Origin of the sequence: Pseudoxanthomonas taiwanensis, from assembly GCF_010093135.1 — a bacterium.
Taxonomy (GTDB): Bacteria; Pseudomonadota; Gammaproteobacteria; order Xanthomonadales; family Xanthomonadaceae; genus Pseudoxanthomonas; species Pseudoxanthomonas taiwanensis.
In genome coordinates this window covers 1-14,754 of sequence record NZ_PDWK01000004.1, presented here as the reverse complement: position 1 = coordinate 14,754, position 14,754 = coordinate 1, and the positions used below count along the sequence as shown (strand labels likewise).

Here is a 14,754-nt window from a genome sequence, read left to right as displayed (position 1 = left end):
CCATGAGCCACTCCGTCGAAGACACCAAGATCCGCAGCCGCGGCCTGCGCGGCACCCTCGCCGAGGGCCTGGCCGACCCGACCACCGGCGGGCTGTCGGAGGAGGACCAGCGCATCATCAAGTTCCACGGCAGCTACCAGCAGGACGACCGCGACCTGCGCGACGAGCGGCGCCGGCAGAAGCTGGAGCCGGCCTACCAGTTCATGATCCGCATCCGCGCCCCCGGCGGCGTGTTCACCCCGGCGCAGTGGCTGAAGCTGGACCACATCGCCCGCACCTTCGCCAACCACTCGTTGCGCATCACCACCCGCCAGACCTTCCAGTTCCACGGCGTGGTCAAGCGCGAGCTCAAGGCGACGATGCAGGCCATCCACGCCGCGGTGCTGGACACCATCGCCGCCTGCGGCGACGTCAACCGCAACGTGGTGGCCAGCAGCAACCCGCTGCAGTCGCGCCTGCACGCCGAGGTGCACGAATGGGCGCGGCGGCTGTCGGAGGCGTTCCTGCCGCGTACGCGTGCCTACTACGAGATCTGGCTGGATGGGGAGAAGCTGGCCGACAGCGGCCAGGAGGAGGAGCCGGTCTACGGCCGCGCATACCTGCCGCGCAAGTTCAAGATGGCCGTGGCGGTGCCGCCGACCAACGACGTGGACGTGTTCGCCAACGACTTCGGCCTGATCGCCATCGCCGGGGAGGACGGCCGCCTGGCCGGCTTCAACGTCGTCATCGGCGGCGGCATGGGCGCCACCCACGGCGATCCGGCGACCTACCCGCGCCTGGCCAGCGTGGTCGGCTTCGTCGCACCGCAGCAGGTGCTGGACATCGCCCGCGCCGCGCTGGTGGTGCAGCGCGACCTGGGCGACCGCGGCGAGCGCAAGCACGCCCGCTTCAAGTACACCATCGACCGCCACGGCCTGGAAACGGTGGTCGCGCGCATGCAGGCCGAGGCCGGGCTGGAGCTGCAGCCGGCGCGTCCGTTCCGCTTCGACCACAACGGCGACCGCCTCGGCTGGGTCGAGGGCGAAGGAGGCCGCTGGCACCTGACCGTGTCCATCGCCAGCGGCCGCATCGCCGACCTGCCGGGGCGGCCGCACCTGACCGGCCTGCGCGAGATCGCCAACGTGCACCGCGGCCACTTCCGTCTGACCGCCAACCAGAACCTGGTCATCGCCGACGTGCCGGCCGGCGAGCGCGCGCGCATCGAGGCGCTGGTGCGCGCCCACGCCCTGGACGCCGACGGCCGCGCGCCCAGTGCGCTGGCGCGCACGGCCATGGCCTGCGTGGCCCTGCCCACCTGCGGCCTGGCCATGGCCGAGGCCGAGCGCTACCTGCCGGCCTTCACCGCGAAGCTGCAGCCGCTGCTGGACAGGCACGGCCTGGCCGAGGCGCCGATCCTGCTGCGCATCTCCGGCTGCCCCAACGGCTGTTCGCGTCCGTACCTGGGCGAGATCGCGCTGGTCGGCAAGGCGCCGGGCCGCTACAACCTGATGCTGGGCGCCGACCACCGCGGCACGCGGCTCAACACCCTGTACCGCGAGAACGTCACCGAGACCGAGATCCTCGAGGCGCTGGACCCGCTGTTGGGCCGCTACGCCGCCGAGCGCCTGCCCGGCGAGCGCTTTGGCGATTTCCTGCACCGCGCCGGGATCATCGCCCTGCCGCCCTACCCCACCCACGTCCAGGTCGAAGCGGCGCAGGCCGAAGCCGAGCCCGCCGCCGCCACCGCCTGAAACCATCCCCTGCTTCCGGAGTTGCCCCGATGAGCCTCACCGCACCGCGCGACGCCGCCAACGCCCCCGACCCCGAAGAGCCGGACCTGGCAGCGCTCAATGCCGAACTGGAGGCCATGGACGCCGAACAGCGCGTGGCCTGGGCCCTGGCCTACGGCCACGGCAATCCGGCGCTGTCCTCCAGCTTCGGCGCGCAGGCGGCCGTGACCCTGCACATGGTCACCCGGCAGAAGCCGGACATCCCGGTGATCCTGATCGACACCGGCTACCTGTTCCCCGAGACCTACCGCTTCGCCGACGAGCTGACCGAACGGCTGCAGCTCAACCTCAAGGTGTACCGCCCGCTGATCAGCCGCGCATGGATGGAGGCCCGCCACGGCCGCCTGTGGGAGCAGGGCGTGGAAGGCCTGGACAACTACAACCAGCTGCGCAAGGTCGAACCGATGCGCCGCGCCCTGGACGAGCTGGACGTGGGCACCTGGTTCACCGGCCTGCGCCGCAGCCAGTCGGCCAGCCGCGCCAACACCCCGATCCTGCAGCGCCGCGGGCACCGGCTGAAGGTCAACCCGATCGCCGACTGGAGCGACCGCGACGTGTGGCGGTACATGAAGAAGCACGACCTGCCCTACCACCCGCTGTGGCACCAGGGCTACGTGTCCATCGGCGACGTCCACACCACCCGCCGCTGGGAACCGGGCATGCGCGAGGAGGACACCCGCTTCTTCGGCCTCAAGCGCGAGTGCGGCATCCATGACATCTGAGCCCCCGTCCACAGGAACCGGGGCAGCGGCGAGGCGACGGATGCGTCCGGTCACCGCGCGTGCACCCGCGCAGGAAGCATTCGGCATGGGGCGCCTGAGCGCCGCCGCCGGACGGGCCGACCGGGTCGCCGCGGCGGCCTGCGCCGCGCCCGGCTCAGCTGGTGATGGTCTGGGTGAGCGACTCCCAGCTCGGCGGCTCGGGCCAGCGCGGCTCCAGGTTGCCGTCCAGCACCCGGCGCAGGTCGCGCTTGTCGATCTGCGGAGCCAGCGCGTGCACCAGTTCCAGCGCGTAGTCGCGCAGCACGCGGTCGCGCGGCAGCACCGCCCAGGCGGTGCACTCGGGGATGGCCGCCGGCGCCGGCCAGGCGCGCAGGTCGGCATCGCCGCTGCTGACCGCCATCTCCGCCAGCAGGCCCACGCCCAGGCCGGCGCGCACGTAGGTCTTGATCAGGTCCGCGTCCAGCGCGGTCAGGGCAATGTGCGGCTCCAGGCCCAGGCCGGCGAAGGCGCGGCGCAGCGAGGATTCGGGCCGGGTGGACGACTCGTAGCTGATCAGCGGATGGCGCGCCAGCCCGTGCATGTCCGGCGCGGTTCCGGCGCGGTCGAGGGCATGGCCGCGCGGCACCACCACCAGGCGTCGCCAGCGGTACAGCGGCACGGCCACCCCGCCCTGCGGCGCCGGGCCGGCGGTGCTGACCACCGCCATGTCGGCATCGCCCCGCCCCAGCAGGTCCAGCGCCGCGCCCTCGGCGGCCTGCTGCAGGTGCACGCTCACCTGCGGGAACTCGCGCTTGATCCGGGCGATGGCCGGCGGCAGCACGAAGCGCGCCTGGGTGTGGGTGGTGCCCAGGGTCAGAGGCCCCTGGCTCTCGCGCCGGCGGTTGGCGGCGTAGGCGCGGATGTTGGCCGCCTCGGCCAGGATCACGCGCGCCCGCTCCAGCACCTCGGCCCCGGCGGGCGTGATCGATTCCAGGCTGCGTCCCTTGCGCACGAACAGCAGGAAGCCCAGCTCGTCCTCCAGCTGCTTGATCTGCTTGGACAGGCCGGGCTGGGTGGCGTGCACGCGCTGTGCCGCCAGGGTGATGTTCAACCCTGCATCCGCGATGGCGACGAGGTAGCGCAGCTGGGTGAGCGTCATGGAGGGCATGCCTGGCCAGCGACGTCCTGAATTTAAAAGAAACAGCCGGCGTTTCTTATAACTGAAAGTTATAAACAGGCGGCGTTTGGTAATTTCCGCTGGTTATGAGCTGGCGCTAGGTTCGCCAACACCGTTCCGGACCGTAGCGAGCCCCACGTGCGCGTGCCCCGCCCCACCATGCCGCCTGCCGATTTCCCGCCCGGCAGCGTCGCCCTGGTCGGCGCCGGCCCGGGCGACCCCGGCCTGCTGACCCTGCATGCCCTGCGCGCCCTCGAGGCCGCCGAGGTGGTGCTGCACGACCGCCTGGTCGGCGAGGGCGTGCTGGCCCTGGCCCATCCGGACGCGCGGCTGGTGCCGGTCGGCAAGCTCTCGGGCGGCCACGGCGTCCGCCAGGAACAGATCCACGAGCTGATGCTCGCCCATGCCCGCGCCGGCCGGCGCGTGGTCCGGCTCAAGGGCGGCGACCCGTTCGTGTTCGGCCGCGGCGGCGAGGAGCTGGAGTTCCTGCGCGCCCACGGCATCCCCTACCGGGTGGTGCCGGGGGTGACCGCGGCGCTGGGCTGCGCCGCCTACGCCGGCATCCCGCTGACCCACCGCGACCACGCCCAGTCCCTGCGCTTGGCCACCGCGCACTGCCGCGATTCGCTGGACACGCTGGACTGGGAGGCGCTGGCCCGGCCGCGCCAGACCCTGGCCCTGTACATGGGCGTGGGCACCCTGGAGCAGGTCCAGGACCGGCTGCTGGCCGCCGGCGCCGACCCGGCCACGCCCTTCGCCCTGGTCGAGAACGGCACGCACTCCGGGCAGCGCGTGCTCACCGGCACCCTGGACGGGCTGCCGGCCACCGCCCGCGCGCATGCAGTGGCCTCACCCGCGCTGCTGATACTGGGCCAAGTGGCCGCCCTGGCCGGGCGGCTGCACTGGTTCGGCGGCGCGCCGCCGGGGCCGCCCATGCCCGGCGTCGCGCGCGCCGCCTGAATCCCCCATTCCCCGCATCACCCAAGGACACTCCCATGGCCATCTACGACAGCATCCTGGACACCATCGGCCGCACCCCGGTCGTGCGGCTGCACCGCGTCGCCCCGCCACACGTGGAGCTCTACGCCAAGGTGGAGGCGTTCAACCCCGGCGGCTCGGTGAAGGACCGCCTGGCCCTGGCCATCATCCTCGATGCCGAGGCCAAGGGCCTGCTCAAGCCCGGCGACACCATCGTGGAGGCGACCTCGGGCAACACCGGCGTGGCCCTGGCCATGGTCGCCGCGGCACGCGGCTACAAGTTCGTGGCCACCATGGTGGAGACCTTCTCGGTGGAGCGGCGCAAGCTGATGCGCGCCTTCGGCGCCAAGGTCATCCTCACCCCGGCGGCCGAGCGCGGCAGCGGCATGGTGCGCAAGGCCGAGGAACTGGCGAAGAAGCACGGCTGGTTCCTGGCCCGCCAGTTCGAGAACCCGGCCAATCCGGCCTACCACCGCCAGACCACCGCGGCGGAGATCCTGCGCGACTTCGCCGGCCGCCGCCTGGACCACTTCATCAGCGGCTGGGGCACCGGCGGCACCCTGACCGGCGTGGGCGAGGTACTGCGCACCGCCCGCCCGGAGGTGAAGATCACCGCCGCCGAGCCGGCCAACGCCTCGCTGCTGGCCGGCAACGAGTGGAAGCCGCACAAGATCCAGGGCTGGACCCCGGACTTCGTGCCGGCCGTGCTCAACCGCCAGGTCGCCGACCGCATCATCGGCGTGTCCGACGAGGACGCCATCGCCACCGCGCGCCGGCTGGCGGCCGAGGAAGGCATCTTCGTGGGCATCTCCGCCGGCGCCACCGTGGCCGCGGCGCTGAAGGTGGCCGAGGACGCCCCGGAAGGCTCGGTGCTGCTGGCCATGCTGCCGGACACCGGCGAGCGCTACTTCTCCACCCCGCTGTTCGAGGGCATCAACGAAGGCTCGGACGACGAGTGGCTGGAATCGCTGGGCTGATCCGGCCCGCGTTGCCCGGAAGACCGGCAGGGCGGCCGACGGCCGCCCTTCTTCGTTCCGCCCGGCGGGAAGCCGCGGTCAGGGCTTCATCGAGCCGGTCTCCAGGTAGCGCTGGTGCCAGGACAGCGCCTCGGCCAGCAGGTGCGGGGTGTGCCGGCCCTTGCTGTCGCGCATGGCGCGGTCGAAGTAGTCCTGCAGCAGCGGCCGGTAGTCCGGGTGCGCGCAGTGGTTGATGATGGCCCGCGCGCGCTGCTTGGGCGACAGGCCGCGCAGGTCGGCCAGGCCCTGCTCGCTGACCAGCACCGCCACGTCGTGCTCGGTGTGGTCCACGTGGCTGACCATCGGCACGAATGCGGAGATGGCACCGTTCTTGGCCGTGCTCGGGCTCAGGAAGCAGGACATGAAGCCGTTGCGGGCGAAGTCGCCCGAGCCGCCGATGCCGTTGATGATGCTGGTGCCGCAGACGTGGGTGGAGTTCACGTTGCCGTACAGGTCGGCCTCGACCATGCCGTTCATGCCGATCACGCCCAGGCGGCGCACCAGCTCGGCGTGGTTGGAGATCTCCTGCGGGCGCAGGATGATCTTCCTGCGGTACAGCTCGATGTTGCGGTTGAACTCCTCCACGCCCTCGGGGCTGAGCGAGAACGAGGTGGCCGAGGCGACCTCGATGGTGCCGTTGCCGATCAGCTCCAGCATCCCGTCCTGGATCACCTCGGTGAACGCGGTCAGGCCACGAAAGCCGCCCTCGTGCAGGCCGGCCAGCACCGCGTTGGCGATGTTGCCCACGCCCGACTGCAGCGGCAGCAGCCGCTCGCCCAGGCGCCCGGCCCTGATCTCGTGGCGGAAGAACTCCACGAGGTGGCCGGCGATGGCGCGGGAAACCTCGTCGATCGGCGCGAAGCGGCCGATGCGGTCCGGCGCGTCGCTCTCCACCACCGCCACCACCTTGTCCAGGTCCACCTTCAGGTACGGCTCACCGATGCGGTCGCCCGGATGGGTGAGCGGGATCGGCTTGCGGTGCGGCGGCTTGGCCGTGCCGTAGTAGATGTCGTGCATGCCGTCCAGCCCCAGCGGCTGGCGGTGGTTGACCTCGAGGATGACCTTGTCGGCCAGGTCCAGCCAGGTCTTGTTGTTGCCCACCGAGGTGGAGGGCACCAGGCGGCCGTCGGGCAGGATCGCGGTGACCTCGACGATGGCCAGGTCGATCCGGCCGAGGAAACCGAACAGCGCATGCTGGGCGACGTGGCCCAGGTGGACGTCCATGTACTCGATCTGGCCGCCGTTGATGCGCCCGCGCAGTTCCGGGTCGGACTGGTAGGGCAGGCGGAACTCGATGCCGCCGGCGCGCGCCAGGGCGCCATCCAGCTCCGGCGCGGTGGAGGCGCCGGTGAGGATGCGGATGGCGAACGGTTCGCCGCGCCCGCGCGCGGCCTCGATGCGGGCGGCCAGCGCCTGCGGCACGGCCTTGGGATAGCCGGCGCCGGTGAAGCCGCTCATGCCCACGGCCATCCCCGGTTCGATCAGGGCGGCGGCCTGTTCCGCGGACATGAGCCGGGACGCCAGGCCGGCGTGGGCGATGCGCTCTTTGGTCATGGTGGTGGGGGAGCAAGACGCAGGGGAACAGCCGATTGTAACGGCCGCCACCGCGAGGGGGTCCGGCGCGGGGCGCGCCCCGTCCTTCGATCTTCGGCTTATTGCCCTGGCCGGCGTTTTGTGCGCAATGCGCCGGCCTTCAGCCACGCGCGGCCATGAACGCCTCGATCTCGTCGGCCGAGCGCGGCAGGCCCTCGGTGAGCACGCGGTGGCCGTCGGCGGTGATCAGCACGTCGTCCTCGGTGCGGATGCCGATGCCGCGCCACCTGGCCGGCACGCCGGTGTCGTCGGGACGGACGTACAGGCCCGGCTCGATGGTCAGGACCATGCCCGGCTCCAGCAGGCGCGGCTCGCCGTCGATGCGGTAGTCGCCCACGTCGTGCACGTCCAGGCCCAGCCAGTGGCCGCTCTTGTGCGGGTAGAAGCGCTTGTAGCGGCCCTCGGCGATGTTCTCCTCCAGGCTGCCGCGCAGCAGGCCCAGGCGCAGCAGGCCCTCGGTCAAGGTCGCCACCGCCGCCTCGTGCATGGCCGCGAACGGCACACCCGGCCGTGCCTGCGCCAGCGCCGCGGCCTGCGCCTGGCCGACCAGGTCGTGCAGCGCGCGCTGCTCGCGGCTGAAGCGGCCGCCCACCGGGAAGGTGCGCGTGATGTCGGCGGCGTAGTTGCGGTACTCGGCGCCGGCATCGACCAGCACCAGGTCGCCGTCGCGGGCGCGGGCGTTGTTGGCCACGTAGTGCAGCACGCAGGCATTGGCGCCGGCGCCGACGATGGTGCCGTAGGCCGGCCAGGCGTCAGCGGCGCGGAACACGCGCTCGATCTCGGCCTGCAGCTCGTACTCGTGGATGCCCGGGCGCGCCGCGCGCATGGCCGCCTCGTGGGCGCGCACGCTGATCTCGGCCGCCTTGCGCATCAGCCGCACCTCCTCGCGCGATTTGAACAGGCGCATCTCGTGCAGCAGGTGGCCAAGCTCGAGGAACTCGTGCGGCGGCTGCGCGCCGTGCCGCACCTGGGCGCGCACGCGGTTGACCCAGCCGATCAGCTTGAGGTCGAACTCGGCGTCGCGGCCGAAGTGGTAGTAGACCCGCGAGCGTCCTTCCAGCAGGCCCGGCAGGATGTCGTCCAGGTCGTCGATCGGGTAGGCGTCGTCCATGCCGAAGTCCGCCACCGCGCCCTCCTGGCCGGCGCGCGGGCCGTCCCAGGCCTCGCGCTCGGGATCGCGCTCGCGGCAGAACAGCAGCGCCTCGCCGTGGCGGCGGCCGGGCACCAGCACCAGCACCGCCTCCGGTTCCGGGAAGCCGCACAGGTACCAGAAGTCCGAGTCCTGGCGGTACGGGTAATGGGTGTCGTGGCTGCGCACCCGCTGCGGGGCCGCCGGCAGGATCAGGATGGCGTCCTCGCCGGCCATGCGCATGAGCTGGCGGCGGCGGCGGGCGAACTCGGCCGCCGGGATGCCGGTGAGCGCGCGCAGCATGGTCAGTTCAGGCTGCGGCGGTGACGCGGCCCCAGGACGCAGTCGCCGTGCAGCAGCAGCGCCGCCACCCGGACGAATTCCTCCAGTTCGGAGAGGGCGGACTCGTCCTCCTCGTCCTCCTCGATGTCCTGCACCCGCGCGGCGGCGAGCTTGGCCAGGTCCCTGAGCGCCTCGTCGCCCTCTTCCGACAGCGGCGGGGTGGCGCCGGCGGCCAGGCCGAAGCCGCCGAGGAAGCTGCGGCACCAGTCGAACAGGGCCTGGGCGCGATGGCGCAGCGGCGCGTCGGCCTCCTCCAGCAGCAGCTGGAAGGAGAAGTCGCCGTCGCCCAGCTGCGCGGCGCTGGCCCGGCGCAGACGGTCCAGGGTGCCGTCGCGCGGCGGCACCGGCAGGTCCGGGTTGGCCATCTCCCTGCCCAGCCAGTCGGCCCCGTCGCCCCCGCCCCCGGCCAGCCAGCCGCACAGGGCACCGTGCAGTTCGGAGGCGGACACGGCCAGGCCCAGCTCGCGGCTGGCGGCGGCGACCTCGTGGGGGTTGGGCCGTTCTTGCATGGGCACCTGGCTCCCGGCGGGAAGGGCGCGGCGGGCATGCGCCGCGCCGGATGCGCGCAGTGTAGCAACCGCGCCCGTGGATGGCTTGTCGCCGGCACGCGGCCGTGCCTACACTCGCCTGAATAGCTCCCCAATCCACCGGTCCTCCATGCCGTCCGTCGCCGCGCGCATCCGCCCGTGTGGACCCAGCCGCCGGACCCGCCGCACATGACCGCGCTACTGATGTCGGTCGCCGTCGGGCTGCTGCTCCTGGTGCTGGTCCTGCTCTGGCACTGGCGCAGCAGCCACGCCGAACAGGCCGAGGCACTGCGCGCGCGCGAGGAACACCTGACCCTGGCGCTGTGGGGCTCGGGCGAGCACTTCTGGGACTTCGACCTGCGCCGCCGCCAGCTGCACCTGCTGCACAGCGACGAGGGCGAGCCGGGCGGCGGCACCGGCCTGGCGGTGACCACGCGTCGCATCGCATTGCCACCGGTGCACCCGTACGACCGCCCGCAGGTGCTGCGCCGCCTGCGCGCGCACCTGCGCGGCGCCGAGCCGCTGTTCACCTCCGAGCACCGCATCGACCCGGACGGCAGCGGCGAGTGGATCTGGGTACGGGTGCGCGGCCGCACGGTGGAGCGCGACGACTACGGCCGCCCGCGCCGCCTGGCCGGCACCGCGCGCGACACCACCGCCAGCCGCCATGCCGACGCCGAGCGGCGCATCGCCAGCGAGGTGCTGCGCAGCATGAGCGAGGCGGTGGCGGTGCTGGACCGCGACCTGCACTTCGTCGCGGTCAACCCGGCCTTCAGCCGCATCACCGGCTACAGCGACGTGCAGGTGCTGGGCCGCCCGTTCGCCCTGCTGGACGCCGACAGCCGCAGCGAGCACGCCCGGCCGCTGCAGATGGAGTTCGACCGCCACGGCCAGTGGCAGGGCAACCTGTGGATGACCCGCAGCGACGGCGAGGAAATCCTCTGCCACGTCCGCCACAACGGCATCCAGGATGCCGCCGGCGACCACAGCTTCCACGTGGTGGTGCTGTCGGACATCACCGAGCAGAAGCGTGCCGAGCAGGAGCTGCGCTACCTGGCCAACTACGACCCGCTCACCGGCCTGCCCAACCGCGCCCTGCTGTCCGAGCGCCTGGCCCGGGCCATCGTCCGCGCCCGCCGCGAGGGCGGCCGCGTGGCGGTGCTGTTCCTGGACCTGGACCGCTTCAAGGACGTCAACGACTCGCTGGGCCACACCGCCGGCGACAAGGTGCTGCGCGCGGCGGCCGAGCGCGTGCAGCAGGCGGTCGGCACGCACCACACCGTCGCCCGCCTGGGCGGCGACGAGTTCACCGTGGTCCTGGAGAGCGTGGAGTCGCTGGAGCAGGCCGAGGACGCCGCGCGCCGGGTGATCGAGGCGTTCGCGCCGCCGCTGGTGTTCGGCGACCACCACGAGATCAGCATCTGCCCCTCGATCGGCATCAGCCTGTTCCCCGACCACGCCCAGGTGCCGACCGAGCTGATCAAGCACGCCGACACGGCCATGTACCAGGCCAAGGCCGCCGGCCGCCGCACCTGGCAGGTCTACTCGGCCGACATGGACGAATCGGTCCGCCGCCGCGCCACCCTGACCAGCCTGCTGCGGCGGGTGCTGGAGCGTGACGAGCTGACCGTGGTCTACCAGCCGCGCTACTCGCTGCGCGACCGCCGCGTGGTCGGCGCCGAGGCGCTGCTGCGCTGGCGCACCCCGGAGCTGGGCGCGGTGCCGCCGGACCAGTTCATCCCGCTGGCCGAGGACACCGGCCTGATCCTGGAGATCGGCGAGTGGGTGCTGAAGGAGGCCTGCGCCACCCTGCGCCAGTGGCGCGAGGCCGGCCTGCACGGCCTGCGCATGTCGGTCAACGTCTCGGCCATCCAGCTGCTGCGCGGCGACCTGCCCGGCACCCTGACCCGGATCCTGGCCGAGACCGGGGTGGCCTCCGGCCTGCTCGAACTTGAGCTGACCGAGAGCGCGATCATGGCCAACATCGAGCGCAGCGCCAGCGTGCTGCATGCCTGCCGCGCCCTGGGCGTGGGTGTGGCGGTGGACGACTTCGGCACCGGCTACTCCTCGCTGGCCTACCTCAAGCGCCTGCCGCTGACCACGCTCAAGATCGACCGCGAGTTCATCGGCGACCTGACCCGCGACCCGGACGACGAGGCCATCACCAGCACGGTCATCACCATGGGCCACTCGCTGGCCCTGACCGTGGTCGCCGAAGGCGTGGAGACGGCCGGCCAGCTGCAGCTCCTGCGCGAGCAGGGCTGCGACGAGATCCAGGGCCATTACATCGCCGCGGCCATGCCCCGCGACGAGTGCTTGGCCTTCATCCGCCAGCAGGAAGCGCTGCCGGCCTGAGCCGTGGCGGCCTGCTTGACCGGGCCGGCGGGCGCTGCCTATCGTGGCCGCCATGGACCCCGCCACCGACGTCATCGCCCAGCTCCGTGCCCTGGCCGCGCGCGTCGAGGCCCTGGCCGACCGCTGCCAGCGCCTGGCCGACGAGAACCGCAGCCTGCGCCAGCAGCAGGAGCAGCTGATCGGCGAGCGCGCCCAGCTGCTGCACAAGAACGAGATGGCGCGGTCGCGGGTGGAGGCCATGATCGCGCGGCTGAAGTCGCTGGAGCAGCACACGTGAGCGCCACCGAACCGGTCGAAGTCCGGATCCTCGACCGCGACTACACCGTGGGCGTGCCCAGCGGTGAGCGCGACAGCCTGATGGCGGCCGCCCGCCTGCTGGATTCGCGCATGCGCGAGCTGCGCGGCAACAACCGCATGGTCTCGCTGGACCGGATCGCCGTGCTGGCCGCGCTCAACCTGGCCCACGAGCTGCAGCAGCTGCGGCAGGAGCGCGAGGCGCTGGACCGGGAGCTGGCCCGCACCCTGGACACCCTGAACAGGCGCCTGGACGGCCTGCTGGGGCCGGCGCCGGCCGTGCACGATTGACCACGTCTTGGCCGTCCGGCCGCGCGGATCGACAGATTCCCTTGCCTGAACACGCGGCCCGGACTAGGCACGCCCGGCCGGGCGGCTATAATGGCTCCCGCGTTCTCTGCCGTGTGCGACAGCTGGCCAAACATTCACCTTGTCCCTTAAAAACGACACCGGGGACGCGATGGGGCCGGGAGTGCATGTCCGCCACGCAGCGGGAAGCCCGATGGCCTCTTGAGCCTCCCCACTTGAACCTCGGGTTCAAGGTCGTTTTGCCGCATCGGCATGGCGGAGAATGCCTCATCCGGACAGCGCCTCCCCCCCGACGGGAGGCGTTGTCGTATCCGGGCCCCGGCTTGGCGTGGCGCGCCCGGTCCGCGATGATGCGGCCACCCCCATGCCGGAACCCCCGATGACCCAGGACCGGGCCACGCTGCGCACGCAGTTGCGCCAACGCCGCCGCGAACTGCCCGCGGCGACCCGCATCGCCGCCGCCGACGCGCTGGCCGGGCGCATCCTCGCCCTGCCGTTCCTGCCGGCGCGCGGCTACGTGGCCGGCTACTGGGCGCTGGACGGCGAGATCGCCCTGCACGCGCTGCAGCTGCGCCTGCCGGCGGGCCTGGTCTACTGCCTGCCGGTGCTGCACGAACCGGACCGGCTGCTGCGCTTCGCGCCGTGGCGCCCGGGCGACCCGCTGGTCACCAACCGCTACGGCATCCCCGAGCCGGACGTGGCGCCGGCCTCGGCGCTGCCGGCCGAGGCGATGGACCTGGTGGTGATGCCGCTGGTGGGCTTCGACGCGGCCGGCCAGCGGCTGGGCATGGGGGGCGGTTGGTATGATCGCAGCTTCGCGTTCCGCCTCGGCCGCGCCGCGCCGCCCTGGCTGGTCGGCGCCGGCTTCGACGTGCAGCAGGTGCCGCGGCTGGAGCCGCAGGCCTGGGACGTGGTGCCCGACGCGATCTGCACCGAGACCGCCACCCTGCTCCGCAACCCCGACGCCCTGCTCGCATGACGCCCCGCAAGCGCTACTGGCTCATGAAGTCCGAGCCGGACACCTTCTCCATCGACGACCTGGAACGCGTGGGCGTGGAGCCGTGGAACGGCGTGCGCAACTACCAGGCGCGCAACTTCATGCGCGACGGCATGCAGGTCGGTGACGGCGTGCTGTTCTACCACTCCAACACCGCGGTGCCGGGCATCGTCGGCATCGCCAGCGTGGCCAGCCACGCCTACCCGGACGAGACCCAGTTCGATCCGAAGTCGGAGTACTACGACCCCAGGGCCACCCGCGAGCAGCCGCGCTGGTACCTGGTGGACGTGAAGTTCGAGCGCAAGCTGCGCCGCACGATCCCGCTGGAAGAGATCAAGCGCCACGCCGACGCGCTGGGCGAGGGCTTCCCGCTGGTCGCGCGCGGCAACCGCCTGTCGGTGATGCCGGTCACCGCCGCGCAGTGGAAGCTGCTGCTGTCGCTGGAATGACCCGCGCCCGCCGCGCCACCTGCCCCATCCTCCATCCCGCATCCGCACATCCATGAGCGAAGCCAAGCGCCTGGCCGGCGAAAAGGCCATCGAGTACGTCGAGGACGGCATGGTCGTCGGCGTCGGCACCGGTTCCACCGTGGCCTACTTCATCGAGGCGCTGGGCCGGATCCGCGACCGCATCGCCGGCGCGGTGTCCAGCTCCGAGCAGAGCACCGCGCGGCTGAAGGCGCTGGGCATCGAGGTGCTGGACGCCAATGCCGCCGGCCCGCTGAAGCTGTACGTGGACGGCGCCGACGAGTGCGACCCGCACAAGCGCCTGATCAAGGGCGGCGGCGCCGCGCTGACCCGCGAGAAGATCATCGCCGAGGCCAGCGAGACCTTCGTCTGCATCATCGACCCGAGCAAGCAGGTGCCGGTGCTGGGCAGGTTCCCCCTGCCGGTGGAGGTGATCCCGATGGCGCGCAGCCTGGTGGCCCGCCGCATCCTGGCCCTGACCGGCGGCCAGCCGGTGTGGCGCGAGGGCGTGGTCACCGACAACGGCAACTGGATCCTGGACGTGCACAACCTGCGCATCACCGACCCGGTGGCACTGGAGGCCGAGCTCAACCAGATCCCCGGCGTGGTCACCGTGGGCCTGTTCGCCCGCCGTCCGGCCGACATCGTGATCGTCGGCGGCGAGCCTCCGCAGGTGTTCTGAGTCCGCCCGCCGCCGGCGACGATGTCCGGCGCCCCCCACTTTGCATCCGTCGCGCGCTCTGAGACATTCCGCACGGATGATTTCCGCGAGGGGCTGCGGAACGGATTGGCGCCATCAGCCCCCGATGGAGCTGCGGAGGCTGCAATGGACGAGCTGTCGCCGTCGGATCTCAGGACGATCCTGCATTCCAAGCGGGCGAACCTCTATTACCTCGAGCACTGCCGGGTACTGGTCAATGGCGGGCGGGTCGAGTACGTCACCGAGACCGGCAAGCGCCAGCTCTACTGGAACCTTGGTCTCAACTTGCAAGCGCAACACCGGATGAGAATTTCGCCATCTCTTCGGCCAGGACCTCTTCCGGGGTTTTCCACCCCAGCGTTTCCCTCGGTCGGCCGTTGAGCAGGCGGGCAATGTCATT

At 72.0% G+C, this 14,754-nt stretch carries 13 protein-coding genes, 1 other RNA gene and 2 pseudogenes; 11 read left to right on the top strand and 5 right to left on the bottom strand.

Features of this window, described 5'->3' with window-relative positions:
• Nucleotides 1-2 precede the first annotated feature (2 nt).
• Together cysI and CR938_RS01540 are read left to right on the top strand one after the other, a co-directional pair.
• Nucleotides 3-1,730 carry an assimilatory sulfite reductase (NADPH) hemoprotein subunit gene (cysI, locus tag CR938_RS01545; protein WP_162123322.1) on the top strand — a complete coding sequence of 576 codons (1,728 nt, stop codon included), beginning with the start codon at nucleotides 3-5 and terminating at the stop codon, nucleotides 1,728-1,730.
• Between the two features lie 29 nt (nucleotides 1,731-1,759).
• A complete protein-coding gene (locus CR938_RS01540; RefSeq protein ID WP_162123321.1) occupies nucleotides 1,760-2,491 on the top strand; it encodes a phosphoadenylyl-sulfate reductase in 732 nt (243 codons plus the stop codon).
• A 154-nt stretch (nucleotides 2,492-2,645) separates the two neighbouring features.
• Here CR938_RS01540 and CR938_RS01535 read toward each other — a convergent pair whose 3' ends face one another.
• Nucleotides 2,646-3,629 (bottom strand): LysR family transcriptional regulator, encoded by a 984-nt coding sequence (locus CR938_RS01535; protein WP_162123320.1) that lies wholly within the window; start codon nucleotides 3,627-3,629, stop codon nucleotides 2,646-2,648.
• 129 nt (nucleotides 3,630-3,758) lie between these two features.
• Here CR938_RS01535 and cobA point away from each other — a divergent pair.
• Nucleotides 3,759-4,607 (top strand): annotated as a pseudogene (cobA, locus tag CR938_RS01530) (uroporphyrinogen-III C-methyltransferase); the annotation flags it as partial.
• 35 nt (nucleotides 4,608-4,642) lie between these two features.
• Nucleotides 4,643-5,602 (top strand): cysteine synthase A, encoded by a 960-nt coding sequence (gene cysK, locus CR938_RS01525; protein WP_162123319.1) that lies wholly within the window; start codon nucleotides 4,643-4,645, stop codon nucleotides 5,600-5,602.
• A gap of 78 nt (nucleotides 5,603-5,680) precedes the next feature.
• Here cysK and scpC read toward each other — a convergent pair whose 3' ends face one another.
• The 3 genes from scpC to CR938_RS01510 all read right to left on the bottom strand — a co-directional run bounded on the left by scpC (nucleotide 5,681) and on the right by CR938_RS01510 (nucleotide 9,214).
• The gene (scpC, locus tag CR938_RS01520; protein ID WP_162123318.1) at nucleotides 5,681-7,195 is read right to left on the bottom strand and encodes a succinyl-CoA:acetate CoA-transferase ScpC; all 1,515 of its coding nucleotides are present in this window, start codon (nucleotides 7,193-7,195) and stop codon (nucleotides 5,681-5,683) included.
• 139 nt (nucleotides 7,196-7,334) lie between these two features.
• On the bottom strand, nucleotides 7,335-8,663 hold the full coding sequence (gene pepP / locus CR938_RS01515) for a Xaa-Pro aminopeptidase (protein WP_162123373.1): 1,329 nt from the start codon (nucleotides 8,661-8,663) through the stop codon (nucleotides 7,335-7,337).
• A 5-nt stretch (nucleotides 8,664-8,668) separates the two neighbouring features.
• Nucleotides 8,669-9,214, bottom strand: coding sequence for a UPF0149 family protein (locus CR938_RS01510; protein ID WP_162123317.1), 546 nt, complete (start codon nucleotides 9,212-9,214; stop codon nucleotides 8,669-8,671).
• A gap of 207 nt (nucleotides 9,215-9,421) precedes the next feature.
• On the opposite strand from CR938_RS01510, the gene CR938_RS01505 reads away from it, so the two are divergent.
• From CR938_RS01505 to rpiA, 7 genes are all read left to right on the top strand, one after another.
• Nucleotides 9,422-11,587, top strand: a complete 2,166-nt coding sequence (locus tag CR938_RS01505) for a putative bifunctional diguanylate cyclase/phosphodiesterase (protein ID WP_162123316.1) — start codon at nucleotides 9,422-9,424, stop codon at nucleotides 11,585-11,587.
• A gap of 52 nt (nucleotides 11,588-11,639) precedes the next feature.
• A complete protein-coding gene (locus CR938_RS01500) occupies nucleotides 11,640-11,864 on the top strand; it encodes a TIGR02449 family protein (RefSeq protein WP_162123315.1) in 225 nt (74 codons plus the stop codon).
• Nucleotides 11,861-12,172, top strand: coding sequence for a cell division protein ZapA (locus tag CR938_RS01495; RefSeq protein WP_162123314.1), 312 nt, complete (start codon nucleotides 11,861-11,863; stop codon nucleotides 12,170-12,172). Before CR938_RS01500 ends, CR938_RS01495 begins: the two co-directional genes overlap by 4 nt.
• A gap of 100 nt (nucleotides 12,173-12,272) precedes the next feature.
• Nucleotides 12,273-12,456: non-coding RNA, 6S RNA (gene ssrS / locus CR938_RS01490), on the top strand.
• A gap of 113 nt (nucleotides 12,457-12,569) precedes the next feature.
• Entirely contained in the window at nucleotides 12,570-13,169 is a 600-nt protein-coding gene (locus tag CR938_RS01485; protein WP_162123313.1) for a 5-formyltetrahydrofolate cyclo-ligase, read from the top strand.
• A complete protein-coding gene (locus CR938_RS01480; protein WP_162123312.1) occupies nucleotides 13,166-13,636 on the top strand; it encodes an EVE domain-containing protein in 471 nt (156 codons plus the stop codon). The genes CR938_RS01485 and CR938_RS01480 overlap by 4 nt, the downstream gene beginning before the upstream one ends.
• Nucleotides 13,637-13,688: 52 nt before the next feature.
• Nucleotides 13,689-14,336 (top strand): ribose-5-phosphate isomerase RpiA, encoded by a 648-nt coding sequence (gene rpiA / locus CR938_RS01475; protein ID WP_162123311.1) that lies wholly within the window; start codon nucleotides 13,689-13,691, stop codon nucleotides 14,334-14,336.
• Nucleotides 14,337-14,634: 298 nt separating this feature from the next.
• Here the strand turns inward: rpiA and CR938_RS14920 are convergent.
• Nucleotides 14,635-14,754: pseudogene (locus tag CR938_RS14920) on the bottom strand (IS30 family transposase); the annotation flags it as partial.

Bases quoted from the DNA above. Each gene is read 5' to 3' on its own strand.
- rpiA (WP_162123311.1), top strand. From the start codon at position 13,689: ATGAGCGAAGCCAAGCGCCTGGCCGGCGAAAAGGCCATCGAGTACGTC.
- CR938_RS01510 (WP_162123317.1), bottom strand. From the start codon at position 9,214: ATGCAAGAACGGCCCAACCCCCACGAGGTCGCCGCCGCCAGCCGCGAG.
- cysK (WP_162123319.1), top strand. From the start codon at position 4,643: ATGGCCATCTACGACAGCATCCTGGACACCATCGGCCGCACCCCGGTC.
- CR938_RS01485 (WP_162123313.1), top strand. From the start codon at position 12,570: ATGACCCAGGACCGGGCCACGCTGCGCACGCAGTTGCGCCAACGCCGC.
- CR938_RS01500 (WP_162123315.1), top strand. From the start codon at position 11,640: ATGGACCCCGCCACCGACGTCATCGCCCAGCTCCGTGCCCTGGCCGCG.
- CR938_RS01480 (WP_162123312.1), top strand. From the start codon at position 13,166: ATGACGCCCCGCAAGCGCTACTGGCTCATGAAGTCCGAGCCGGACACC.
- CR938_RS01535 (WP_162123320.1), bottom strand. From the start codon at position 3,629: ATGACGCTCACCCAGCTGCGCTACCTCGTCGCCATCGCGGATGCAGGG.
- cysI (WP_162123322.1), top strand. From the start codon at position 3: ATGAGCCACTCCGTCGAAGACACCAAGATCCGCAGCCGCGGCCTGCGC.
- CR938_RS01540 (WP_162123321.1), top strand. From the start codon at position 1,760: ATGAGCCTCACCGCACCGCGCGACGCCGCCAACGCCCCCGACCCCGAA.
- CR938_RS01505 (WP_162123316.1), top strand. From the start codon at position 9,422: ATGACCGCGCTACTGATGTCGGTCGCCGTCGGGCTGCTGCTCCTGGTG.
- scpC (WP_162123318.1), bottom strand. From the start codon at position 7,195: ATGACCAAAGAGCGCATCGCCCACGCCGGCCTGGCGTCCCGGCTCATG.